Origin of the sequence: Streptomyces sp. NPDC051636 (assembly GCF_044453765.1) — a bacterium.
Classification (GTDB): Bacteria; Actinomycetota; Actinomycetes; order Streptomycetales; family Streptomycetaceae; genus Streptomyces.
On sequence record NZ_JBITDA010000023.1, the window covers coordinates 75,051 to 99,456 of the forward strand.

Consider the following 24,406-nt stretch of genomic DNA (forward strand, 5'->3'; position numbering starts at 1 on the left):
CCCGGGGGAGTGCGAACGGCCCCGGCCGCCTCTTGAGAGGGTGACAGTCCAGGCCCGCACGGCGGCCGGCGTGCCGCGGCGAAAGGGGAAACCATGAGCACCATCAGGGAGTTGCTGGTCGAACTCACCGGCACCGTCGAGTACGCGGACGGGGTCGGCGACGACGTCGACCTCGCCGCCAGCGGCATCGACTCCGGCGACCTGGTGCGTCTGGTGCTGCTCGTGGAGCAGCGGCTCGGCGTGGAGATCACGGCCGAGGACATGGAGAAGCTGCACACGATCGCCGACTACGAGCGGTTCGTGGCCGAGCGCTCCGTCGCCGGCGCCGCCGGCGGTGCGTGATGTGGCTGACCCAGCTGCTGGAGCGCAACCGGCAGTGCTTCCCCGACCGGATCGCGCTCGTGGACGAGCAACGCAGCGTCACCTGGGCGCAGTTCCACGACCGCACGGCCGAACTCGCCCGCGGTCTCGCCGAGCTGGGCATCGGGCGCGGTGAGCGGGTCGCCGTCCTGTCCAAGGACCGCATCGAGGTCCTGGAGAGCTACTTCGCCCTCGCCCGCCTGGGCGCGCTGTTCGTGCCGCTGAACCACAGCCTGGCCGAGCCCGAGGTCGCCGGCATCGTCGAGCGCGTCGGTGCGGCGGCGGTGCTCGGCGAGTCGGAGCTGCTGGACCGCCATCCCCGGCTGCCGGAGTCGGTGCGCGTCCGCATGGCGCTGGACAAGCCCGCCTTCGCGACGCTGGGCACTCTGGCGCCGGAGCGGGAACTGCCCCCGGTGGCCGACACCGACCCGATCGCCGTCCTGCACACCTCGGCGACCACCGGACAGGCCAAGGGCGTCACCGTCGACAGCGCCTCGTTCCGGGCGATCGCCCTGGGCTGGCTGGTCATGGCGCGGCCCACCGACGACATCGTCATGGTCAACTGCTGCCCGCTGTACCACGGCAGCATGGTCGTCTCGCTCACGTACATGGCGGCCGGCGCCACCGTCGTGCTGATGCCCGGCTTCACCCCGCAGCGGGCGCTGACCGCGGTGGAGCGCCACCGCGCCACACACATGTGGATGGTGCCGCAGATGCTGCGGTTCATGCTCCAGGCCAGGTCGTCGCAGCGCACCGACTTCTCCTCGCTGCGGGAGATCCTCTACGGCGCCGCGCCGATGCCCCTGGACGTGTACGCCGAGGCGGTGGAGCGGCTGGGCTGCGGCTTCCGCCAGGTGTACGGCATGACCGAGGTCGGCGGCCCCTTCGTCACCCTCGGACCCGACGAGCACCCCGCGCCGGGGGCCGTCACCGTGCGCATCCCGTGCGGGCGGGTCGTGCCGGGCATGTCGGCGCGCGCCGTCGACCGGGAGGGCCGGGAGGTGCCGCGCGGCGAGATCGGCGAGATCGTGGTGCGCGGGCCCGGCGTCATGCAGGGCTACTGGAACGACCCCGAGGCCACCCGCGAGATCACTCTCGACGGCTGGACGAAGACGGGAGACCTGGGGTTCGTCGACGACGAGGGCCGCATCAGCCTGGTGGACCGGACCAAGGACGTCATCATCCGCGCCGGCCAGAACGTGTATCCCTCCGAGATCGAACGCGCCCTGATGACCCACCCGGCGGTGCACGACGCGGCGGTCGTCGGCATGCCCGACGAGGACTACGGCGAGGTGCCGCTGGCCTACGTCGCCCTGGAGCCGGACGCGGACGCGAGCGCGGCGGAACTGCTGGGCCACGTCGCCCGGTTGCTCGCGCCGTACAAGCGCCCCAGGAGCGTGGAGTTCATCGAGCAGGTGCCGCGCAACCCCGCTGGAAAGATCATCAAGAAGCTGCTGCGGGTCTGACGGGGAGGGGCGCGAGCCGCGTGAGCGGGTCCGGCACCGGGGCACCGGAAGCGGCCGCGACCGTCACCGCGCTGACGCGGCTGCGTCCCCGGCTGACCGCCGCACGGCTCGGCCTCGGCCTCGCCCATGTCGACGAGCCACGGCTCGGCCCGGCCGGCCCGGCGGAGGCGTCCGCGGCGGCGACCATGACGCCGGGGCGCCGCCGCGAGTTCCTGGCCGGGCGCGAGGCCGCCCGCCGGGCGCTGCGCGCGGTGGGCGTGGACTGCGGTGAGATCCCCCGCGAGGGCCGGTTGCCGGTGTTCGCCCCCGGGCGGGCGGCGTCGATCTCGCACAGTGCAGGGATCGCCGTCGCCGTGGCCCGCGTCCCGGGCGGGGACACCCCGCTCGGCTGCGACGTGGAGCTGCGGCCGCTGCCGTACGACGCGGCACGGCTGGTGCTGGGCCCCGACGAGGAGCGGCTGCTCGGCACCGCCGCGGGAACGCAGGGCGGGCCCTGGTCGCTGACGGGCCTGTTCTCCGCGAAGGAGGCCGCGTGGAAGGCCCTGCGCCTCGCGGTGGGCGAGGCCGTGACCGCGTCGATGGGGACGCTGCGGGACCTGCGGGCCGAGCCGTGCGGCGACGCACTGCGCATCGGTCCGCGCGCCGGCCTGCGCGCCGGTCCGGCGTGCGCGGTGCGGGTGCGGGTCCTGCCTGTCGGCGCGGGCGTGTTCAGTTACGCGCTGGGCTGGGCCGACGCCGCGGGAAGGTCGACGCCGGCGCCGACGGCGAGGCGGTCGTAGGGGGCGCCGGTGCCGGGGCCGCCCGCGCCGAGGAAGCCGCCGACCATGGCGAGGCCGGTGTCGTTGAGGGCGCCGTCGTGGATGGCGTAGGGGTGGCGGGGCGCGACCTCGCGCACGTAGTCGATCAGCCGGCCCGTGGTGGACCACGGGCCGTGCACCGGAAGCAGCAGGGCGTCCACGCGGGTGTCCGGGACGGTCAGGGCGTCGCCGGGGTGGAAGAGGGTGCCGTCGACGAGGAAGCCGATGTTGCCCACGCGCGGGATGTCGGGGTGGATGGTCTCGTGCCAGGTGCCGTGGACCTCGACGGTGAAGCCGGCGGTATCGAACGCCTCGCCGTGGCCCACGAGCGCGCCCGGCGCGCCGACTGGCTCAACGCGGCCATCGCGGACACCCTCAGCGCGCGGGAGCAGGAACACCTGCGCGCGTGCGTCCCCCTGATCGCCCGGCTCGCCGGCCGCCTGAGCGACCGCTGAGCCCTTGGGAACCGGAAGACCCTTCGCCCCGAGTGACAGCCCGGGCGATGGGCCTTCGCCGGTCAGGAGTCGGGACGCGCGTTGACCAGCGCCGCCATGTTGCCCGCCGGGTGGCGGTTGTCGTGGATGAGCTGGTGGGCCAGGCCGATCTCGTCGAAGGCGAAGGTCCGCGACAGACACGGGTCGATGACGCCCTGCGCGATCAGCCGGGTCACCTCGCGCGCCTCGCGGGCGCTGGCGACGTGCGAGCCCTGCAGACGCTTCTGCCGCATCCACAGGAAGCGCAGGTCCACGTCGCCGTTGTAGCCGGTGGTGCCGCCGCACAGGACGACCATGCCGCCGTTGTCGCACAGGTACATCGACGTGGGCACGGTGTCGGCGCCGGAGTGCTCCAGCACGATGCGCGGGTTGCGGCGCTCCCCGAGCACCTCCCAGAACCGCCGGCCGAAGGCGCGGGCGCCGCTCAGCCAGCGGGCCATGGCCGCCTCGTCGGAGGTGCTCGGCAGCCGTCCCCAGTGGTCGAACTCGCGCCGGTCGATGAAGCCCTCGGCGCCGAGCTTCAGGCAGAACTCACCGCGCTCCTGGCTGGAGACCACCGCCACCGGGATCCCCCCGACGTGGCGGACGAGCTGGATGGCGATGCAGCCGAGCCCGCCCGCGCCGCCCCAGATCAGCACCGGGTCGCCCGGGCGCACGGTGTGCGGCTGCCAGCCGAAGAGCTGGCGGTAGGCGGTGGCGGCGGTCGCCATGTAGCAGGCGGCCTCCGCCCAGGACAGCCGGGCCGGCTTGGGGTGGCACATGTAGTCGTCGACGACCGCGAACTGGGCGAAGGAGCCGTAGTTCTCCTCGTAGCCCCACACGCGCTGGGTGGAGGAGAAGGCCGGGTCGGCGCCGAGGCGGACGTCTTCGGCGGACTCGTCCCAGCGGTTGGCCAGGACCACGACCTCGTCGCCGAGTTCGACGCCGCGTACGTCCTCGCCGACCGCCCACACGATCCCGGACAGGTCCGAGCCGCCGATGTGGAAGTCCTCGGTGGCGCCGGCCCTCTGCCGGGCGGTGATCACGTCGAGCGGCTCGCCCAGCGCCGCCCAGACGTTGTTGTAGTTGATGCCGGCCGCCATCACCTTCACCGCGACCTGCCCGCGGCCCACGGGCGGGACGTCCACCACCTCGGTGCGGAAGGCGTCGACGGGCTGTCCGTAGCGCTCGCGGCGGATGAGCGAGGCGTACATCCGGCGGGGGACGGTGCCGATCTCGGGCGCGTCGCCGAGCTCGTAGAGGTCCTGGGTCGCGGTCACGTGGCGTCTCCTGAACGGTCGGGCGTACTCGGGTGGACGGTCGGGCGTACGGGGGCGGTCCGGGTGGCCGAGCCGGCTCGGCCTGCGGCCGGGGTTCAGTGGCTCAGGGCGCGCAGGGCCTTGGCGACCGTTTCGCCGATGCGGGCGATCGGCTCGGGCTCGGTCATCTCGTAGTGTCCGCACGGGACTTGGTGGTCGTGGAGAGTGCCGTCGACGTACGGGCGCCAGGCGTCGGCCTTGCCCGGCTGGACGGCGAGGTCGCCCGAGAAGTCCGTGACCGGTTCCTCGGCCGCGCTGAAGAACAGCACGTCGCCGCGGAAGCGGCCGGGCGCGAACTGCGGTGCGATCCGAAGGTTGTTGCGCATGACCGTGGCGATCGCGGCGGCCTGCTCCCGGGTGATCGGCGCGCTCTGCGCGTCGGCCTCGATACGGTCCAGGACCCGCTCCACGTCCGCCGCCCCGGCCCCCGGTGCCACCGGCAGGCCGGCCACCCGGGACAGCAGCGCCGCGACCTGGCGTTCGGCCGTCTCGGGGTCGTGGGCGGTGCCGTGCGGCTGGGGTGCGTCGAGCATGGCCAGCAGGTCCACCCGCTCCCCGGCCTCCTGCAGCGCGCAGGCCATGGCGTGGGCCACGAAGCCGCCGTAGGACCAGCCCAGCAGCCGGTAGGGGCCGTGCGGCTGCACCTGGCGCACCACGTCGAGGTACGCCGTGACCATCGCCGCGGCGTCCGGCGAGGGGAGCCGGGTGCCGTCCAGACCCAGTGCCTGGACGCCGTAGACGGGCTGGTCGCCGCCGAGGTGGGGGAGCAGGCCGGTGTAGCGCCAGGACACGCCCGCCCCGGGGTGCAGGCAGAACAGCGGGACGGCGGTGCCCTCCGCGCGCAGGGGCAGCAGCGGGCCCAGCGCGGTGGCGGGAGCCGTGTCGGGCGTCGCGTCCGCCGGTTCCTCGGCGAGCAGTCCGACGATGGTGGGCGCGGCCAGCAGTTTCGCGGCGGGCACGTCGAGGACGCCCGTCTGGCGCAGCCGGCCCGCCAGGAGCACGGCGCGCATGGAGTCGCCGCCCAGGTCGAAGAAGTTGTCGTGCACGCCGATGCCGCCGATGCCGAGGGTCTCCTCCCACAGCCGGGTGACCGCCTGCTCGCGGTCGGTGCGCGGCGGTACGTGACGCGTCGTCAGCCGGGGGCGCGGGGCGAGAGCGGCGCCGGCCGGTGCCGCGGCCGGGCCGTCGGACACGGTGGTGTCCGTACGGGCACCGGGCGCGTCGATCCAGTGCCGGTGGCGTTCGAAGGCGTACGGCGGCAGCGGCACCCGTCGGGCGGTGTCCGGCGCCGGCGGCAGGGCGCTGTCGACGCCCGCGCTCCACAGCCGGCCCAGGGCCTCGGCGAGGACGAAGCCGTCGGCCGCCTCGGCCTTGGCGTGCCGCATGGTGGTCACCGTCACCGGTGCCCGGTCGGCGAGCCGGTTGCCGGCCAGCTTGGTCAGGGTGTCCCCGGGGCCGATCTCCACGAGCACCGGGTGCAGGCGGTCCCACAGCGCGGCGATGCCGTCGGCGAACCGCACGGTGTGCCGGGTGTGGTCCAGCCAGTGCCGTACGGAAGTGGCCTGGGCGTCGGTGATCCAGTCGCCGGTGACGTTGGTGACGTAGGGGATGCGCGGCGGGCGCAGGGTGACCCGGCGCAGGTGGTGCTCGAAGGCGGGCAGGACCGGGTCCAGGACGTGGGAGTGGGCGGCGACGGGGATGCGCAGCCGGCGGAAGGGGATGTCCCGTCGGGTGAGTTCGGCCTCGAAGCGCGCGACGGCGTCCAGGTGCCCGGCGACGGTGCACGCGGTGCGGCCGTTGACGGCGGTCAGGGACAACTGCTCGTCGAGCAGCGGCAGGATGTCCTCCACCGGAGCGGCGACGCCGGTGGTGGCGCCGCCCGCCGAGCTGATCAGCCGGATGCGCTCGGTGACCAGCGGCAGCATCTCCTCCAGGTCGATCACCCCGGCCAGACAGGCCGCCGTGTACTCGCCGAGCGAGTGGCCGATGAGGGCGTCCGGACGTACGCCCGCCTCCATCAGCGTGCGGGCCAGCGCGTACTCGGTCACCACCAGGCCCAGGAAGGCGTCCGTGTCGTCGCCCGGGCGGCGCTCGACGAGCGTGGTGCGCAGGTCGCCGCCGAGGACGGGCCGCAGGATGCGCGCGCATTCGTCGACGGTGTCGCGGTACACGGCGTTCTCGCGGTACAGCTCCGCCCCCATGCCGGGGTACTGGGTGCCGCCGCCCGGCAGCAGGAACGCCACCCGGGCCGGGTCGTCGCCCGCGGGCGGGGTGACGGGCGCGGCGGAGCGCAGGGCGTCGACGGCCTCCTCGCGGGAGGAGGCGGTGACGGTGAGGCGGTGGCGCAGGGCGGGCCGTTCCGTGCGCAGGCTGTGCGCGACGTCGTCCAGGCGCAGATCGGCACGGCGTTCGAGGTGCCGGGCGAGGGCGTCGGCCTGGCCGCGCAGGGCGCCGGCGGTGCGGGCGGACAGGGGCAGCACCAGGCGACGGCCGTCCTCGGGCGGGCGCGGCGCGGCGGGCGCGGCGGGTGGCGCCTCCTCCAGGATGACGTGGGCGTTGGTGCCGCCGATGCCGAACGCGGAGACGGCGGCCCGGCGCGGGTGCTCGTGCTCCGGCCAGTCCTCCAGGGCGGTCGGCACCCGGAAGGGGCCGGAGTCGAAGTCGATGAGCGGGTTGGGCCGGTCGAAGTGCAGGCTCGGCGGAATCTGACGACGCTCCAGCGCCAGCACGGCCTTGATGAGCCCGGCGATGCCGGCGGCCGCCCCCAGGTGGCCGATGTTGGTCTTGACCGACCCCAGGGCGCAGAAGCCGCGTGCGTCGGTGCTGTGCCGGAACGCCTCGGTGAGCGCCGCCACCTCGATGGGATCGCCGAGTTTGGTGGCGGTGCCGTGGGCCTCGATCAGGCCGATGGTGCCCGCGTCGACCATGGCCTGGGCCTGCGCGGCGAGGATGACCTCGGTCTGTCCGGCGGCGCTGGGCGCGCTGAAGCCGACCTTGCGGCGCCCGTCGTTGTTCACGGCGCTGCCGCGGATGACGGCGCGGATGCGGTCGCCGTCGGCGAGGGCGTCCTCCAGGCGCTTGAGGACGACGGCGCCCACGCCGTCGCCGGAGGAGGTGCCGGCGGCGTCGGCGGCGAAGGCGCGGCAGTGGCCGTCGGGGGAGAACGGCCCGTCGGGCACGTGCCGGTAGCCCAGGGCGGCCGACGGGTTGAGGGAGACCGCGGCCGCCAGCGCGGTGTCGCACCGGTGGTCCAGCAGGTCCTGGCAGGCGGTGTGCACGGCGACCAACGCGGTGGAGCAGGCCGTCTGCAGCGACACGCTCGGGCCGGTCAGGCCCAGTTCGTAGGAGACGCGGGTGGCGAGCGTGCCCAGGGAGTTGGCGGTGGCCGCGTGCACGAGGGCGACCGAGCCGGGCTGTCCGGCGAAGCGCGGGTGGACGTGGGCGGGGTAGTAGCGGCTGTCGCCGCTGCCCGCGTACACGCCGAACGCCCCGGTGTCACGGCCCTCGCCCAGGCATCCGGCGTCCTCCAGGGCGTGGTAGGCGGTCTCCAGCAGCAGCCGCTGCTGCGGGTCGACGACGGCGGCCTCGGCGGGGCTGTAGCCGAAGAAGCCGGAGTCGAAGCGGTCGATGCCCTCCACGACGGAGGCCATGCGCACCAGGGACGGGTCGTCGAGGTCGCTCGGGTCGCCGCCCGCGGCGAGGAACTCCTCCTCGCTCACGGGGCGTACCGACTCCCGGCCGGCCGCCAGGCTGTCCCAGAAGGCGTCCAGGTCGTCGGCGCCGGGGAAGCGGCCCGCCATGCCGATGACGGCGACGGCGGGGGCCTCCTCCTCGGCGTGCGCTGCGGGTGTGTCATGCATGGCCGCGGTCCTTTCCGTGGCGTGCGGTGCGGCGGGCACGGGCCGCTCGCTGCCGTTGTGCTTGTTCCTTGGCGCGGTCCAGAGCGCTGGGCGCGGGCCCGGCGGACCGGGGTCCGGCCGGGCCGTCGGGCCGGGCGGCGCCGACGGTGTCCGGCCCCGGTGACGGCTTCGCGGCGGCGGGGCCGGTGGTGGCCGCCAGGTGGCGGGCCAGGTCGCGGACGGTGGGGTGGGCGAACAGGTCGACCACCGACACGTCGGCGTCGAAGGCGCTGTTGACGGCGCTCTGCGCGGTGACCAGCAGCAGCGAGTTGCCGCCCAGGTCGAAGAAGTTCTCGTCCAGGCCCACCCGGTCGCGGCCCAGCACGGCGCACCACACCTCGGCGAGCCTGCTCTCCAGCTGCCGCGCCCGCTCACCGGTGTCGGTCCGCCCGGGGTGGTCGGTGGTGCCGGCCGAGCGCAGCACCCAGTCGTCGGCCAGGCCCACCGCACGGGCGGCGTCGCCCGCCGCGCGGTACAGGGCGCCCAGGTCGGTGCCGTCCGCCAGGCCGACGCGCGCGGCCGGGCGCCGCACCGGACGCACCGGTCCCGTCACGTGGCTGCGCACCCAGGGGGCGGTGCGGTCGGCGCCGACCAGCAGGTGCGGGAGGTCCAGCGTGCGCGCCAGGTCGAAGGAGCGCAGCGCGGCCGGCACGTCCAGCAGCCGGTAGCCGCGGGCCTCGGTGAGCGCGGTGAGCCGGTAGCCGCGGCTGATGCCCTGCTCGCGCCACATGCTCCAGGCCAGGGACTGCGCGGGCAGCCCGAGGCTCCGGCGGTAGAGGGAGAGGGCGTCGAGCGCGGCGTTGGCGGCGGCGTAGGCGGCGTTCATGGCTCCGCCGAAGAAGCCGTTGACGGAGGAGAAGGTGACGAAGGAGGTGACCGGGTGGTCGGCGGTCAGCCGGTGCAGCGTCCACGCACCGCCCGCCTTCGCCGCCACCGCCTGCTGCCAGGTGTCCTCGTCCAGCTCGCCCACCGGGCGCTCGACGAGCGTCCCGGCCAGGTGCAGCACCGAGGCCACGGGCACCCCCCACGCCCGGGCGGCCGCGTCCACGGCGGCGCGCACCTGGGACTCGTCGGTGACGTCGGCGCAGGCGTAACGGACCTCGCCCAGCTCGCGCAGCCGCCGCAGCACCTCCCCGCGCCGCGGCCCGTCCGCCGGGGCGTCCAGGTCGTCCTCGGGGGTGCGGCCCAGGACCAGCAGCCGGGTGCCGGGCGTGCGCAGCAGATGCGCCGCGACCTCGCCGCCGACGCCGCCCAGGCCGCCAGTGACCAGCGCGAAGCCGTCGGTGGCGGCCGGCCTCGGACGCGGGGGCGCGTCGGGCAGCGGGGCGAGTCGGCGCACATGACGGTGACCGTCGCGGTACGCCACCTCGGCGGCGTCGGCGGCGACGCGCGCCTCGGCCACCAGCAGCCCCGCCGCGTCCGCACCGGCGTCCGATGGCAGGTCGACGTGCGTGCCGCGCAGCCAACCCGACTCCTCCGTCAGCGACTTGAGCAGGGCACCCGCCATGGCGTGCCCCGGGTGGGGGCGGTCCTCGGCGCGCACGCCCCGGGCGCCCGCGGTGGCGTACACCAGGTCTACGGGGCGCTGCCGTCCGGTCCGGGAGGCGAGCGCCCGGGCGAGGGCGAGCAGGGACAGCGTGCCGGTCTCCTCGTGCGGTGCCGCCGGCGGGGCGTCGCTGCCGCGCAGCCCGCCGAGGTGGACCACGGCGTCGACCGGCCGCTGGTCGTGCTCCAACTGGTCGAGCAGGGCGGTCAGGTCGCTCTGTTCGCCGGAGCGGATCCGGTAGCGGGCGGCGTCGAGGCGGGCGTAGGACGTGCCGTCGGAGGCGATGGTGCAGCGCTCGCCGGTGGCGCGCAGGGTGTCGGCGATCCGCTCGGCGATCCGCAGGGAGCGGGGGTCGCCGCCCGCGAGGACCAGGGTGTGCCGGCCGGGCGTGGCCTGCCGCGGGGCGTGGTGCTGTGCGCGCTGCCAGACCGGCCGCAGGAACCAGTCCGGCACGGTCGCGGCGGTGCCCAGCAGCAGTTGGGTGGCGCGCACCTCCTCGTCGAACGCACCGGCCTCGAAGCTCTTGCGCAGCTTGGTGCGCTGGATCTTGCCGATCTCCGTCTTGGGAACGGCGTCCTGGGCGACCGGGACGAGGAAGGCCGGGCTGACACCGATCTCTCGCGTCACCTTGCCCGCGATCTCCCGCAGCGCGGCGGCGGTGTCCCCGTCGGCGGCCTCGGGGGAGAGGTGGAAGAACAGGGCGAGTTCGTCGGTGGGCGCGGACGGGTCGGAGCGCACCGCCACGGCGGCGGTGAAGCTGCGCACCACGTGCGGCAGTTCCTCGACGCACGCCTCGATCTCGTGGCTGTAGTGGTTGACGCCGTTGACGATGATGACGTCCTTGGCGCGCCCGGTGATGTACAGCTCGCCGGCACGCAGGAACGCCAGGTCGCCGGTGTCGAACCAGCCGTCCTCGGTGAACGCCTCCGCGTTCGCGCCCGGGTTGTCGTGGTAGCCGCCGGTCACGGAGGTGCCGCGGACCTGGAGGCGGCCGGCGTCGCCCTCGGCGAGCACGGTGCCCGTCTCGTCGACGACGCGCATGGCGAAGCCGGGGTAGGGCAGGCCGCAGCTGACGAACGTGCCCTCGTCAGGGACGGGTTGGGCGGGCAGCACGGCGTCGGTGACCACCGAACAGGTCTCGGACATGCCCCAGCCGGGGTGCATCACGTCCTGCGGCAGGCCGAACGGCTCGAGCGCGTGCAGGAAGCGGCGGACCGCGGCGGCCACGACGACCTCGCCGGCGTTCATCACCAGCCGCATCGGCGACAGGTCCCAGGTCCGGTCGGCGAAGCGGACGGCCTGCTCGGCCAGGAGACCGAACGCGAAGTTGGGCGCCCAGGTGACGGTGACCCGGTGCCGGTCGGCGAGGTCCATCCAGCGCAGCGGGTCCTGCAGGATCCAGGAGGTGGGCGCGTGGATCTGACGGCAGCCCAGGTACACGTCCCGCAGGTGGAACATCACCACGCCGGTGACGTGGTCGAGCGGGATCCAGTTCAGGGACACGTCCGAGGCGTCGAGCGCGTTCATCTGCTCGGTGGCGGCCGAGCGGGTCAGCACGTTGCGGTGGGTGAGCCGCACCGCCTTGGGCAGGCCGGTGCTGCCGGACGTCATCAGCATCAGGACGAGGTCGTCGGGCCGGGCGGGGTGCCAGTCGTGGTCCTCCGCTGCCTCGCGCAGCTCGTCGGCCGTGGCCAGGCGCAGTCCGGGCCAGTTCTGGCGGGCGGCCAGGTCGCGCAGGCCGCTCTCGCGGTCGGCGGAGCACACGATCCAGGGCCGGCCGAGCATCCGCCAGATGCCCTCCAGCTTGGTCAGCGCCGCCGAGGGCGTGTCGTAGGAGGCGGGGACGGTCAGCGGGACGGCGACGAAACCGCCCAGGACGCAGCCCCACAGCACGGCCAGGAAGTCCTCGGTGGCGTCGCACTGGAGGATCACCTGGTCGCCTGGGCGCAGTCCGGCCCGGCGCAGTCCGGCCAGGACCCGGGACGCCTCGGGGATGAGGGAGGCGTAGCTGCGCCGGTGCTCGCTGCCGTCGGCGTGGACGTGGACGATGTCGCCCTGCGCCCGCTCGGCGGCGCGGCGCAGGGCCTGCGCCCAACTGGAGACGGACGGTTCGACGAGCGCGGGGCCCTCGCTGAGCGCCGGTACGGCGGACGCCGGGGCGCTGCTGCCGGTGGGCTCGGCGCCGGTGGTGTCCGGGGCGCGGTCTGTGGGTCCGGCGTGGCGGCGGCCCAGTTCCTCGGGGGCGTCCTCGACCGTCACCTCCGCGTGGGTCACCCCGGGGACGCGGGTCAGGCGCTCGTGCCAGGCGGTCGCCGCGGTGCGGTCGACGGCGGGCAGGGCGGTCAGCTCGGCGGTGTCGAGCAGGCCGTCCTCGTCGTGGGGCAGGGCGTTGACGGCGGTGACCCGGACGGTGCCGTGGCCCGCGCGGTCCAGGACCTCCTCGACGCGTTCCGCCGCGTCGGCGCGCCCCGGCACCACGTACAGGCGCGGTGCCCGGCCGTCGGAGGCGGGCAGGGCGCGGGCGTCGCGGATGCCGGGCACGGACAGCGCGGCCGCCTCCAGCTCCGCGACGGCCGGCCCGGACGGGACGGGCGTGCGCTCGGGGACCGCGGGCAACTGCCCGACGCGTACGGCCGGATCGGCGCTCACCGCGCGCAGGACGTCGTGCAGGGCGCGGGCGAAGGCGTCGGCGGTGGAGGCGTCGTAGAGGTCGGTGGCGTACTCGATGTGGAGCGTGAGGCCGTCGGGGGCGCCCTCGGGGGTGTGCCGTTCCAGGACGTCGACGAAGAGGTCGAACTTCGCGGTTCCGGTGGCGGTCGGCCGCAACCGGGCCCGGTGCCCGTCGAGTTCGAGGACGGCGGGGTCGTTGTTCTGCAGGGCCAGCATCACCTGGAACAGGGGGTGCCGGCCGGGGTGGCGGGGCGGGTTGAGCTCGTCGACGAGCCGGTCGAAGGGCAGGTCCTGGTGGTCCAGGGCGGCCAGGTCCGCGGTGCGCAGCCGGGCGAGCAGGTCGCGGAAGGCGGGGTCGCCGGAGGTGTCGGCGCGCAGCACCAGCGTGTTGGTGATCAGCCCGATCAGCTGGTCCAGGGCGGGTTCGGTGCGGCCCGCGACCGGGGTGCCCAGGACGATGTCCTCACCGGCGCCGCAGCGGGTGAGCAGGGCGCTGAGGGCGGCGTGCAGCACCATGAACAGGCTGGCGCCCTCGCGGTCGGCCAGGGCGAGCAGATCGCGGTGCAGGGCGGTGTCCACGACCGTCTCGAGGTGGGCGCCGGTGCCGCGCGGCGCCTCGGGACGCGGCCGGTCGCCGGGCAGGCCGCACTCCTCGGGGAGGTCCGCCAGTGCCGTGCGCCAGTGCGCGGTCAGCCGCTCCAGGCGGCCCGTGCCGTCGGGTGCGGGCGCCAGCAGGGCGCGCTGCCACAGGGCGTAGTCGGCGTACTGCACCGGCAGCGGCGTCCACTCGGGGGCGCGGCCGGCGCGGCGGGCCGCGTAGGCGGTGCTCAGGTCCTCGGCGAACGGCCGCAGGGACCAGCCGTCGGCGGCGCTGTGGTGCAGCAGGAGCAGCAGCGTGCGGTCGTCGGCCGGGCCCAGCAGCCAGGCGGCCAGGGGGCTTTCCGCGCTCAGGTCGAAGCGGTGGCGCAGGGCGGCCTCGACGTGGGCGGCGCTCTCCGCGGCGGGGCAGTCGACACGGCGCAGACGCGGGCGCCGCGTGCCGGGCGGCAGGACGCGCTGGTGGGGTGTGCCGTCGTGCTCCACGAACACCGTGCGCAGGCTCTCGTGGCGGTCGGCCAGGTCGCCGAGGGCCGCTTCCAGCGCGTCGGCGTCGAGGTCGGCGGGCGGTGTCACCACGAGCGGGATGTTGTAGGTGGCGGCCCGGTCGCCGAGCCGGTGCAGGAACCACATGCGCTCCTGCGCGAACGACAGCGGCACCCGCTCGGGACGTACGGCGGCCCCGAGGACGGGCCGGGGCAGGGCGTCGGAGGGGTCGGCCGAGTGGGCGGCCAGCCGTGCCGCGAGCGCGGCCGGGGTCGGTGTCTCGAACAGAGCGGTGATGGGGATCTCCGCGCCGGCGTCGTGCCGCAGCCGGGCCAGCAGGCGGGTGGCGAGCAGCGAGTCGCCGCCGAGGTCGAAGAAGTTCACGTCGATGCCCACGGTGTCGCGGGGCAGCTTCAGCACGTCCTCGAACAGGGCGCACACCAGCACTTGCTGCGGGGTCTCGGGGCGGGTGCCGGACGCGGCGGCGGTGAAGTCCGGTGCGGGCAGGGCCTGTACGTCGAGCTTGCCGTTGGCGGTCAGGGGCAGGGCGTCGACCGGGACGCAGGCGGCCGGGACCATGTGCTCGGGCAGGCGGGCGGCGGCGTGGGCGCGCAGCTCGGCCGGGTCGGCGGGCGTGTCGCCCGCGGTGAGGACGTAGGCGACGAGGTGCTGGGCGCCGTTGTCGGCGCGGCGGGCGACGACGGCGGCCCGGGCCACCCGGGGGTGGGCGGCGAGGACGGACTCGATCTCGCCCGGCTCGACGCGGAAGCCGCGGATCTGCACCTGGGCGTCGGCACGGCCGAGGTAGTCGAGGGTGCCGTCCGGGCGGCGCCGTGCCAGGTCGCCGGAGCGGTACATCCGGGTGCCGGGCGGGCCGAAGGGGTCGTCGAGGAAGCGCTCGGCGGTCAGCTCGGGCCGGTGGAGGTACCCGGCGGCCACCCCGGCGCCGGACACGTACATCTCGCCGCTCGCGCCGCGCGGAACCGGCCGTCCCCCGGCGTCGAGGAGGTGGACGCGCAGGTCGGACAGGGGCCGGCCGATGACGCTGCCGCGCCGCGGGTCGTCGAGGTCGGCCCGGGTCAGGCGGTGGTGGGTGACGTGCACGGTGGTCTCGGTGATGCCGTACATGTTCACCAGCTCCGGCCGGTCCAGGCCGTGCCGGTCGGCCCAGGGGCGCAGCCGCGCCGGACGCAGGGCCTCACCGCCGAAGACGACGTAGCGCAACGCCCCGCTGTCACCGCCGCGTTCGAGGTCGGCGTCGATCAACTGCTCGAAGGCGGACGGCGTCTGGTTGAGGACGGTGACGCCCTCGCGGTGCAGCAGTTCGAGGAAGTCCCGGGGGGAGCGGCTGACGGCGTGGGGGACGACCACGAGGCGTCCGCCGTGCAGCAGCGCGCCCCACGTCTCCCACACGGAGAAGTCGAAGGCGTAGGAGTGGAACAGCGTCCACACGTCGTCCGGGCCGAAGGCGAAGTGCTCCGCGGCGGCGGAGAACAGGCGCACCACGTTGGCGTGCGGCACCGGGACGCCCTTGGGACGGCCGGTGGAGCCGGAGGTGTGGATGATGTACGCGATGTCGGCGGGGCCCGTCGGCCCGTGCCGGTCGGCGTCGGTCAGGTCTCCGGCGGGACGGTCGGCGAGGTCCGCCGTGACCTGCGGGTCGTCCAGGAGGACGGTGGGCACCGACGCGCCGCCCAGGTGGGCGTGGGCGCGCTCGGTGACCAGGGCGACGGGGGCCGCGTCCTCGACGACCAGCCGCAGCCGCTCGGCCGGGTGGCCGGGGTCCAGGGGAAGGTAGGCGGCGCCGGTCTTGAGGACGGCCAGCAGGGCGGGCAGCAACCGCACCCCGCGCTCGAGCGCCAGCGCCACCACCCGGCCGGGGCCCGCGCCGTGCTCGGTCAGCAGCCGGGCCAGCCGGTTGGCCTGGGCGTTGAGCCCGGCGTACGTCAGATGGACGTCGCCGCAGGTGACGGCGGTCCGCCCGGGAACGGCGGCCGCCTGCTCCTCGAACAGCTCCGTGAGGGTGCGCTCGACCGGATACGTGTGGACGGGCGTGTCGCGGGGGTGCTCGCCCGGCAGCAGGACGTCCAGCTCGCCCAGCGCGGTCGTCGGCGCGGCCTCGGCCAGCCGGCGCAGCACGGTGATGAACCGTTCGCGGTGCAGGGCGAGTTCGTCTTCCTCGTACAGGGCGGGGTTGGCGTCGAGGGCCAGCCACAGACCGCCGGCGTCGGCACCGGGCCGCACCGAGATCTGCAGGTCCTCCACCGCGCCGCCGGACAGGTGGTGCCAGGTGGTGGGGTGGCCGTCGAACACGGGCGACTCGTCGAAGGGGACGATGTTCAGCACCGGTCCGTACAGCCGGCGCCCGGTGCCCAGCAGTCCCAGGTCGCGGCGCAGGTACTCACCCCGGTAGGCCTGGTGGAGGCGCAGCGCGCGAAGTTCCTCGGCGACGCCCTGGGCCGCCTCGGCGAGCGCCGTCCCCGGGGTGGCGTTCACCCGCAGGGGCAGGACGTCGGAGGCGGTGCCCGGGGTGCGCAGTGCGGCGCTGCCGAGGCGGCTCATCGTGGCCAGGCCCAGCACCAGATCCTCGGCGCCGGTCATGCGGTGCAGGTACACGGCGGTGGCCGTGGCCAGCAGGTCGGTGCGGGCGACGCCGAGACGGGAGGCGGCCGCGTCCAGGGCCGCCACCTCGGACGGCGTCAACTCGGCCGTGCGGCGCAGGAAGGGAGCGGTCGGAGCGGCCGTACGGGAGGTGAGGCGCTCCGGTTCGGGCAGCGCGGCCAGGCGCTCGGCCCAGTGGGCGCGGTCACGGGTGTGGCGCTCACCGGCGCGGTAGGCGGCCTCCTCCTCCTGGAGCCGGCCCACCGGTGCGAAGCCGGAGGGATCCGGCTCGCGCCCGGCGGCGAGCGCGTTGTACACCTCGGCCAGGCGCCGGCCCAGGAGCTTGTAGCTGTAGCCGTCGAGAAGGATGTGATGCGCCCTCAGCAGCCAGATGAACCGGTCGGGCGCCAGCGTCAGCAGGGCGTGCGAGAAGAGCGGTCCCTTCTCCAGGTCCACCGGGGTCGCCAGGTCCGCGCGGATCCAGTTCCAGGCGGCCGCCTGGGGGTCGTCGGCGTCACGGACGTCGACGTGGTGCAGGGGCCAGTCGTCCGGGTCCGCGGCCCGGTGGCAGCGGGGGCCGTCCTCGGTGTCGACGAACCGCAGGGCGAAGGTATCCGCCTCGGCGACCGTGCGGCGCAACGCGGTCTCGAACAGGCCGGTGTCGAGCGGCCCGTGGATCTCCACCGCCTCGCCGGTGTTGTACGCGGCGCTGTCCGACACGAGCCGCCCGGCGTACCAGAGACCCTCCTGGGCCCCGGACAGCGGACGCCGCTCGTCCTGCTGGAGTGACATAGCACAACCCTCACGTGGCAAGCCGAAATGTCCCGGCCGGCGACGGCACGACCGGATCGGAGCGGTGCGGCCACCGCCTCGTGCCGCCCTCGCGTGTGACTGCGCGCCGGGCCGGCCCACGAAGCGGGAAAAGGGAGGTCGCACGCCGGGAGCCCGGTGAACCCGCGTCATCCTGGCTCCGGTTCTACGGCACATCACGGTGCGCCACCGCGGTCGGGCCGGTCAAGACGGTGCCGGTCCACGGACGGCAATTCAGGGAATTCCCCAAAGAACGCCGGGCCGGGGAGTGCGCATACGACACGAACTTCTAGGGAAATCACCCGACTTCCCTTTCCGAAGGCCTCTCGGGTGGATTCGGCGACGGCGCGCGGTGCACCCTCGAACGCGACTCCCGACGCCCGCGGCCGCATTCCGGCGACAGGCCGACCGCGCCCCAGGGCCCACCCGTTGGACGATCGAGAAGAGGGCTGCCGCCATGCACCGTCCGCTGTGTCCGGTTGAGACGCTCTACGTGGGCCAGCGCAGCAGGGCCGTGCTGTCCTGCACGCTGCGTGGACGCGTCGACGTCGAGGCGCTGGCCGCCGCGTTCCACGCCGTGACGCAGGCCCACCCGACCCTGCGCTCCCGCATCGTGGCGGACGGCACCGGCCATGCGCTGGCCCTGCTCGACGAGACCGAGCGGCCCCGCCTGGAGACGCGCACCGGAGACCTGGAGGAGGCCTACGCGACGGAGCTGAACAGGCCCGTCACGGTGGGCGGCCCGCTGTCGCGCGCGGTCCTGGTCAGCGCACCGGACGAAGAGGAGCACCTGTTCGTCCTGGTGGTGGACCACACCGTGACCGACGGGCACAGCAGCATCACGCTCCACAACACGCTGTGGGACCACTACCGCTCGCTCGTCGCCGACGAACGGCCGCAGACCGGGCGATCCGACGCCGACGCCTCGGACACCCCGGACTGGCCCGAGCCCGTCAGCGCGCTGCTGCCGCCCGCCGACGAGGCGGACACCGCCGCGTACCTCGACGCCCGCATCGCGCAGGCCAAGGAGAACCCGGTCGAGCTGGTGCGCTACGACGTGGCGCGCACCCCGGAAGCGGCGTCGGCCGGTGGGACGGGGAAGGGGGACGACGAGGGGCACATCGAGGTGCGCCGGCTGACCCTGGACGCCGACCGCACCGCGCGCCTGCGGGAGAGGGCACGGCAGGCGGGCGTGTCCGTGCACGCGCTCATCGCCGCCGCCCTGCTGGCCACCGCCCGACGGCGACTGGTGGGCGACGGCTCGCGCACCCTGGGCTGTCTGTCTCCCGTCGACCTGCGCTCCCGGATGACGCCGCCGCTGCCGGCGTCCGCCATGGTGCCGGCGGTCACCACGCACCTGCAGACCCTGGACGTGTCCGAGACCTCCGACCCGCTGGGTCTGGCGCGCACCGTCCACGCGCGGGTGAGCGACTTCATCGCCAGTGGCGGCCACTTCCACGAGATGCGCATCACCCAGGAGATCCCCCGCAACCCCGCCCTCCAACTGGCCACGGTCATCGTCACCAACATGGGGGTCGTCCCCGGGCCCCGCCTGCCCGACGGTCTGCGCGCCGTCGACGTCCGCCTGGTGCCGGGCCGAGAGAACTACTTCCCGCAGGCCGGACGCAGCCCCGTCATGGCGTGCGTGGTCGCCTTCGAAGGCCGCCTGTCCATCGAGTTTCCGCACTACACCGCCTGTTTCAGCCCGTCCTTCATGCGGGCCTTCCGCGACGAGGTGCTCGACGGCCTCCTCGCCTTCGCGTCCGAGGCACGGCGCGAGCCCGCCACCGCGGACGTGAGCTGAACACCGCCTTCCCGCTGGCGGGTCGACCGCCGCCACGCCCCCGAACGAGGGCTGCCCCCCTCCCGTACACGCCCGGTTGCCGTAAGGAGTCCTCCTCCGACATGTCCACCGTCAGCGAACTCCCGTCCCCCGTTACGCTGTTGCCGCGCGCCCAGTCGGGCGACGAGCACGCCATGAACCACCTGCTGAACCACATCACGCCCTACGTCGCCCGCATCTGCCGCTCCATCACCCGCGACGACGCGGCCGACGCCACTCAGGAGGCCCTGCTCGCGATCTACCGCGGACTGGGCACACTGCGCGAACCGGTGGCCTTCTACGGGTGGGTGCGCGCGGTGACGGTCCGCGAGGCCGTGCGTACCGCCAAGCGCTTCGGCGAGGAACAGACCTGTTCCCAGGTCGAGTCGCAGCACCAGGCCAACCCGCTGGACGCCGTGCACATCACCGATGTGCTCGACCGCCTCTCCCGGGCGCACCGGCAGGTCCTGACCCTGCGCGCCTACGGCCTCAACGAGGAGGAGATGGCGGAGGTGCTCGAACTGCCCGTGGGCACCGTGCGCTCCCGCCTCTTTCGCGCCCGGCGCCGCTTCCAGGAGGCCTGGCAGCCGTCGGCGGCGTGAACCTGGTCGGCCTCGGCACGACCGTACGGCGAGGTCCGTGGCGTCATCCCTGACGGCCACGGCCCTCGCCGGGGGACGGGCTTCCGCTCCTACGGCTTGACGCGCGCCGGCAGTACGCGTGGCGGCCACTGGCCGGCGGCGAACATGCCCAGCGCATGTGCGCGGGAGACCAGCGCGGGCCGGTTGGGGGTGTCGAACCTCCGCAGCATCTGACCGATGCGGTACTCGATGCCCTGACGGCTCAGGTACAGGCGCGAGGCGAGTTGCACCGTCGACTCGCCGCGTGCCACGCCCTCCAGCACCTGCGCGTCGAGCGCGCTGAGAACCGGTCCGTCGTCGACCGCCGTCGGTGCGGTGTCCTGCGGTGGTGCGGTGGTGGCGGGGGCGGGGTGGTGCAGGAGGACGACGGCGCCGGACGTCTCACCGGTCAGGCCGCGCACGGCGATGGCGGTCATGTCCGCGTGGAAGAATGCGCCGGCTCCGTCCTTTCCGGTGACCTTTTCGGTGAATTGGGGGCGACGGCCCGAGGAGAGAGCGATGAATTGTTCCCGCAGACGGTCGGGCACGGCTGAATGCAGGAGGTCGAGGAGCCGGTACCCGCATATCTCCCCTGTGCTGAGGCCGAATTGCCGGGCGAATTCCGGCTCTGCGGCCGTGATGACAAGGTGGTCCGGAAGGGCGCGGACCGTGCAGACGGCTCTCGACGCGGAAGCGGGACGCGGGCTGTTCGTCAGGGAGGGGCGGAGCGCGGGGGGAGCCGGCGGGGCGGCCCGGTGGTGCTTACGGGGCGAGGCGTCGGGGAAACTCGTGGTCGCCACGGACGTACCGTCCTTTTGGTGCGCATGGGGGGTGGAGGGGGGTGGGCGCGGAACGGACCGGCGCGTCGGTGCCGGGGTGTCGGCGGGGGTCCGGTGCACAGGCGTGCCACCTCGTCGGCGGACGTGGTCTGTGGTTCCGTCGGGATGGGGGAGGGTCGGCGCGAACGGCGGACCCCGGACCGCTGGTAAGGGTGAGCGGATGCACCCGGTGAGGATCAGCCGGTGGCTGGATAACGTTGTCACGGCCGTCGGAGCCCCTCGCTCGGTCCGGAGATCGGGCTCGGCCGTGGAGCGAGCGGAGAGGATCTCTGCGTCGGCCCTGGGCGGGCAGGGTGTGGCACGGAAACCTCCATGAGACGAATGGGGGAGTCGCGTCAGTTCAGCGCCTTCGAGGCTAAAGTGCTGCAACCACCTTGGCAAGGGTTTGCCAGGTGACCTGGACAACGTGTCAACTCCCGTACGTGAAGCCACAGTTGGCCCGCAACCGGGCGGGCCGACATAGGCCCTCGCACCGCAACACGCGAGCTGAACTGGGGAGTTGATGATCGGTAATTGTCTTGCAAGCCCTTTCTCGGGCTTCGTAAAGTGTTGACAACTTCAGGTCTCCGATCGAACAGGCCGAGGGCGGAGGTCTGGCGCAGTCACGGGAGCAGAGGTGGGGAGATGCTCGAGCAGCCGCACTTCGGCCGTCGGCTCAAGCGGCTCCGGCTGGAGCGGGGGCTGAGCCAGGCAGGGCTGGTCGGTGACGGCATGTCGACGGGGTACCTGTCGCGCCTGGAGTCGGGTGAACGCCGGCCCACCGAGCGTGCGACGGCGTATCTCGCCGAGCGGTTGGGTGTCGACGCGTCCGTGCTGACCGCCCCGTCGCCTCAACGGTCCCTGACCTGTGAACTGGCGGTCGTGTTGTCGGCACCGTACGGCACGTGCGACGTCGCCGCCCTCAGCCGGGTGGTCGCCGAGGACGCGGGTGACGATCCTGTCGCCCGCTGGCAGGCGCTGTGGCTGCTGAGCCGCACCGCCGGCCGCGCCGGCGACTACGCGCAGGAACGGGAGCGTCTGCTGCAACTCGTCGAGCTGAGCGAGCGGTTGGAGGTGCCGGAACTGCGGGTGCGCTCGCTCGTGGCGTACGCCCGCTGCACCCGGGCCCTGGGCGACATGCGCACAGCAGAACCGGCGGCCGCCCGGGCGTTCGCGATCGCGCGCTCCGAGGACCTGTCCGTGTCCGACACGATGGCCGCACTGACGGTGCTGATCGACATCGAGGCAGAGCTGGGCAGACTGGACGCGGCCGCACGGCACGTCGACGAACTCGAGCGGGACCTGCTGCCCGTGGCCGCACCGGCGCAGGCGGCCGAGGGATGGTGGACCGCCGCCACGGTCTGCAGCCGCCAGGGCGACCACGCCGCCGCCCGGACCCGACTGAAGACGGCCCTCCAGCTCCTCGAGAGCACGGACAACCTGCCCCTGTGGACCCGGCTGCGGCTCGCGGCCACCGCGGCCGCGCTCGAACTGGCACCGCCCCAACTGGCCGCCGCCGAGGTCTGGTTGGCCGAGGCCGGGTCCGTGGTGGACCTGATCGGCAACCCCGTGCAGGCCCAGGAACTGCGTGCTCTGCAGGCACACCTGGCCTTCCACCGGGGCCGGCCGGACGAGGCCCGGACGATCGCCGGCGCGCTGCTGGCCGAGGAGGACCTGCGGCTGCCCTATCGGGACCGGGTGCGACTGTCGGTCCTCGACGGCCGGCTGTTGATCCTGTCCGGGCGTGTGGAGGAGGGCATCGCCGTCCTGCAACGGCTGGGCCGCCAGGCGACGGAGTCCCAGAACCTGGACCTGGCCGCGCACGTCTGGCAGTCTCTGGCCCAGACGCTGGCGGACCTGCGCCTCCCGCACGCGGCGAACGCCGACGACGGCGCGCCGCGTGCGTCGGGTTGAGGTACACCGCGTGTCGTGAGCGGGTCCGTTGTGCGGGGTCCCGACGCTCGGCCCCTGTTCGGCCAGGGCGACGCGCAGGGTCTCACGGTGCCGTCGAGCCGTCGTCATCAGCTCGTCGAGCGCGTCCCGGGTGGGTCGCCTCCTGGCGTCAGGTGACCGCTGCCGCGCACACCAACGGCGGCCGGATCTTCGCCCGGATCATGCACGGTGGCCGGGTCTCGCACCTGGACACGACCGGGACACTGCCCGTCGCCCCGTCGGCCGTGTCCGCCGTCGGGGACGTGTTCACCCCGACCCGGCCGCAGCCCGCTCCGGTGCCCCGCGCGCTGATCGTCGTCGGCTGACCGCTTTGTAGAGAGACGGTCCAGTGAGCTCTTTCAGCGTGGCCACTGATCGGGTGACGGGATCGATGCCCGCAACGTACGAGGCTCCCGTGCCGTTGGGGGAGGTGTTCGAAGGCTCAACCCACAGGCACAGGATCCGCGTTGGTTCCGCCTTGCGGGCCTTCAGCGGGATGTGCACTTCGCCGGCTACATTCACGGTCACCAGTCCGTGGGGACCGGCTGTACGCGCCGCTGCTGCTGTCCCTGATGGGGCTCCGTCCGGCGGAGGTCTGCGGCCTGAGGTGGTCGGACATCGACCTGAACGCCGGCACGCTCAGCATCGCCAACGCGCGGACCATGATGGGGAACCGCACGGTGGTGGAGAAGGACACGAAGAGCACGGCGGGGGAGCGCGTTTTGCAGCTCCTGAGCCTGGTAAGGGAGGCGCTGAAGACGTTCCGCGCCACGCAGGCAGTGAAACGCCTGACGGCGGGTGAAGGCTACGAAGGCACCACTCCTCAGATGCCCCGAAGCGGTGCAGGGCCATACACACGGCCGGAAGGAGGGGTCGGCATGCACTCCTCGCCATCGTCGAAGACGACCTGCACGCCAACGGCCGCCACTTCCGCACCCTCGACGGCATTGCTCGACACCAGCGACGACATGTGCGGCGAACTGATCTTCACCGTGTTCGCCGCCATCGCCAAGTTCCAACGTCAGCAGATCGTCACAGGCACCCGCGAAGGCCTCGACGCCGCCCGCGCCCGAGGCCGCGTCGGCGGCCGTCCTCGCGCCCTGACCTCCGAACAGATCACCGACGCCCGCATCCTGCTCGGCGCCGGACAAACCCGAACCGCCGTCACCGCCAAGCTGCGCGTCTCCCGATGGACACTCAGCCGCGCCCTCGACACCGCGTCCCGCTGACGCCCGCCACCGGGTGCCAACGCTTGACCGCAGCGGACAGCCCCAGCCCCATGCGCGGATCGCAGAAGAGGACGGTCTAGTCGTCGCCTCAGTGTCCGTCGCGGACCACCGCTAACCCGCCGACCCGGGTCGTGATGCCCGCCGGCCCGCGTCGGGCCGAAGCGAGCACGCTGGCCGGTCGACCGAAGGTGTCGCCCTGCTCCACCTCGATCGCGACCGTCTGCGCCCCTGTCGTGTCGAGCAGGTGGGCGGCCAGACAGCCGGTGCTGTTGGCGTTGGCGACGTCCTCGTCGACACCGATCGCCGGCGCGAACATCCGCGCCGCACCCGGTCGGTCGCCCACCGGCGGTACGTACACGAAACAGCCGAGGAGCCCGTACCGCTGGCACGCCGCTGTCAGCCTGCCGAGGTGTGGGTGGACTCGGAGCAGCGCCGACCGGTCGTGGACCGGTACCAGCATGCGTGGTGCGCCGGGCGCGGCGATCCGTGGCGCGTCGGTCGGATGCGGGTCGTCCGCGGTGAGCCCGAGCGCGGCGACGATCGCGGCGCGCTCGTCCGGTGCCGGGTGACGCAGCGCGACGAGGCCCTGGTCGAACCACACCTCGATGCCGGCGGGGCGGCGGATCGCGACGGTGTCGAACGTGCGCCCGCCGGTGTGTTGGCGGTCGTTCAGCTCGCCCAGCGCGGTGCGGGTCAACCGGACGGCCTGCGCGGCAACGGTGCCGTGGCCGCAGCCGGACAGTTCGGCGGTGGCGGTGAAGAACCGGACCGGCCAGCCACCGTCCGGCGTCCGCCCCGGGCCGAGGAACGCCGCGTGCGAGGTGCCGGCCGCAGCAGCGACCGCACGCCGGTCTGCGTCCGTCGCCGCCGGGTCGTCGTCGGTGACGGACGTGGGGCTACCGCCCCGGCCGTCGCGCCGCACGCACGCATCAACCACCGTGACATCCGGCCAGGACATCGG

At 74.1% G+C, this 24,406-nt stretch carries 14 protein-coding genes and 1 pseudogene; 9 read left to right on the forward strand and 6 right to left on the reverse strand.

Features of this window, described 5'->3' with window-relative positions; translation table 11 throughout:
• The first annotated feature begins 93 nt into the window (after positions 1 to 93).
• Genes ACIBBH_RS31665 through ACIBBH_RS31675 form a run of 3 tightly spaced genes read left to right on the forward strand, consistent with a single transcriptional unit; the run spans position 94 to position 2,605 of the window.
• Complete coding sequence (locus ACIBBH_RS31665; RefSeq protein ID WP_399410495.1) at positions 94 to 342, forward strand: acyl carrier protein; 249 nt, start codon at positions 94 to 96, stop codon at positions 340 to 342.
• Positions 342 to 1,826: a class I adenylate-forming enzyme family protein gene (locus ACIBBH_RS31670; RefSeq protein WP_399410497.1), complete on the forward strand. Its 1,485-nt coding sequence runs from the start codon at positions 342 to 344 to the stop codon at positions 1,824 to 1,826. Before ACIBBH_RS31665 ends, ACIBBH_RS31670 begins: the two co-directional genes overlap by 1 nt.
• 20 nt (positions 1,827 to 1,846) lie before the next feature.
• The gene (locus tag ACIBBH_RS31675; RefSeq protein ID WP_399410499.1) at positions 1,847 to 2,605 is read left to right on the forward strand and encodes an enterobactin synthetase; all 759 of its coding nucleotides are present in this window, start codon (positions 1,847 to 1,849) and stop codon (positions 2,603 to 2,605) included.
• Here the strand turns inward: ACIBBH_RS31675 and ACIBBH_RS31680 are convergent.
• Positions 2,539 to 2,949, reverse strand: a complete 411-nt coding sequence (locus ACIBBH_RS31680) for an MBL fold metallo-hydrolase (protein WP_399410501.1) — start codon at positions 2,947 to 2,949, stop codon at positions 2,539 to 2,541. The two genes, ACIBBH_RS31675 and ACIBBH_RS31680, sit on opposite strands and share 67 nt — an antisense overlap.
• On the opposite strand from ACIBBH_RS31680, the gene ACIBBH_RS31685 reads away from it, so the two are divergent.
• Entirely contained in the window at positions 2,941 to 3,078 is a 138-nt protein-coding gene (locus ACIBBH_RS31685) for a hypothetical protein (RefSeq protein ID WP_399410503.1), read from the forward strand. The genes ACIBBH_RS31680 and ACIBBH_RS31685 overlap by 9 nt on opposite strands.
• A gap of 62 nt (positions 3,079 to 3,140) precedes the next feature.
• On the opposite strand, the gene ccrA is transcribed toward ACIBBH_RS31685, so the two are convergent.
• The 3 genes from ccrA to ACIBBH_RS31700 form a co-directional block, all read right to left on the reverse strand.
• Positions 3,141 to 4,376 (reverse strand): crotonyl-CoA carboxylase/reductase, encoded by a 1,236-nt coding sequence (ccrA, locus tag ACIBBH_RS31690; RefSeq protein WP_399410505.1) that lies wholly within the window; start codon positions 4,374 to 4,376, stop codon positions 3,141 to 3,143.
• A gap of 95 nt (positions 4,377 to 4,471) precedes the next feature.
• The gene (locus tag ACIBBH_RS31695; RefSeq protein WP_399410507.1) at positions 4,472 to 8,275 is read right to left on the reverse strand and encodes a type I polyketide synthase; all 3,804 of its coding nucleotides are present in this window, start codon (positions 8,273 to 8,275) and stop codon (positions 4,472 to 4,474) included.
• Positions 8,268 to 17,006, reverse strand: coding sequence for an amino acid adenylation domain-containing protein (locus ACIBBH_RS31700; RefSeq protein ID WP_399410509.1), 8,739 nt, complete (start codon positions 17,004 to 17,006; stop codon positions 8,268 to 8,270). Before ACIBBH_RS31700 ends, ACIBBH_RS31695 begins: the two co-directional genes overlap by 8 nt.
• Before the next feature lie 475 nt (positions 17,007 to 17,481).
• Here ACIBBH_RS31700 and ACIBBH_RS31705 point away from each other — a divergent pair, with 475 nt between their 5' ends.
• Both ACIBBH_RS31705 and ACIBBH_RS31710 read left to right on the forward strand, forming a co-directional pair.
• Positions 17,482 to 18,828 (forward strand): condensation domain-containing protein, encoded by a 1,347-nt coding sequence (locus tag ACIBBH_RS31705; protein ID WP_399410511.1) that lies wholly within the window; start codon positions 17,482 to 17,484, stop codon positions 18,826 to 18,828.
• A gap of 101 nt (positions 18,829 to 18,929) precedes the next feature.
• Entirely contained in the window at positions 18,930 to 19,448 is a 519-nt protein-coding gene (locus tag ACIBBH_RS31710; protein WP_399410513.1) for an RNA polymerase sigma factor, read from the forward strand.
• An 89-nt stretch (positions 19,449 to 19,537) separates the two neighbouring features.
• Here the strand turns inward: ACIBBH_RS31710 and ACIBBH_RS31715 are convergent, their stop codons facing one another.
• A complete protein-coding gene (locus ACIBBH_RS31715; RefSeq protein WP_399410515.1) occupies positions 19,538 to 20,266 on the reverse strand; it encodes a PAS domain-containing protein in 729 nt (242 codons plus the stop codon).
• A 663-nt stretch (positions 20,267 to 20,929) separates the two neighbouring features.
• On the opposite strand from ACIBBH_RS31715, the gene ACIBBH_RS31720 reads away from it, so the two are divergent.
• The 3 genes and pseudogenes from ACIBBH_RS31720 to ACIBBH_RS31730 all read left to right on the forward strand — a co-directional run bounded on the left by ACIBBH_RS31720 (position 20,930) and on the right by ACIBBH_RS31730 (position 23,445).
• Entirely contained in the window at positions 20,930 to 22,198 is a 1,269-nt protein-coding gene (locus tag ACIBBH_RS31720; protein ID WP_399410517.1) for a helix-turn-helix domain-containing protein, read from the forward strand.
• 134 nt (positions 22,199 to 22,332) lie between these two features.
• Positions 22,333 to 22,527 (forward strand): annotated as a pseudogene (locus tag ACIBBH_RS31725) (alkene reductase); the annotation flags it as partial.
• Positions 22,528 to 22,788: 261 nt separating this feature from the next.
• Positions 22,789 to 23,445, forward strand: coding sequence for a recombinase family protein (locus ACIBBH_RS31730; protein ID WP_399410519.1), 657 nt, complete (start codon positions 22,789 to 22,791; stop codon positions 23,443 to 23,445).
• 88 nt (positions 23,446 to 23,533) lie between these two features.
• On the opposite strand, the gene ACIBBH_RS31735 is transcribed toward ACIBBH_RS31730, so the two are convergent.
• A complete protein-coding gene (locus tag ACIBBH_RS31735) occupies positions 23,534 to 24,403 on the reverse strand; it encodes a PhzF family phenazine biosynthesis protein (RefSeq protein WP_399410521.1) in 870 nt (289 codons plus the stop codon).
• Between the last annotated feature and the right edge of the window lie 3 nt (positions 24,404 to 24,406).